The organism is Aminobacter sp. MET-1, assembly GCF_026521175.1.
In the GTDB taxonomy this organism is placed as follows: Bacteria; Pseudomonadota; Alphaproteobacteria; order Rhizobiales; family Rhizobiaceae; genus Aminobacter.
Genome location: NZ_JAMSHL010000139.1, coordinates 1 through 255, shown reverse-complemented (window position 1 = coordinate 255; position 255 = coordinate 1). Strand labels below are relative to the sequence as shown.

Below are 255 nucleotides of genomic sequence, written 5' to 3'. Positions count from 1 at the left end.
CGTCAGCCGCGCCGAGTTCGCGGTGATGCTGCTGACGCTGCTGGCCACCCTGCTGTTGGAACTACAGACGGCGATCTACGCCGGGGTGCTGGCCTCGCTGTTCTTCTACCTCAAGCGCACCTCGCAACCGCGCGTGCGCCTGTGGCAGGACGGCGACGACGAGGTGCTGCGCATCGAGGGCTCGATCTTCTTCGGCGCCTGCCACTACATCCAGCAGCTGCTGCAGCGCAGCCGCGGCCAGCGCCTGGTGATCGA

Annotated in this window: 1 protein-coding gene; it reads left to right on the top strand. The window is 67.5% G+C overall.

Features of this window, described 5'->3' with window-relative positions:
- Nucleotides 1-255 (top strand): hypothetical protein (locus NDO48_RS29360; protein ID WP_267322939.1); only part of this gene is annotated, 255 nt, incomplete at both ends.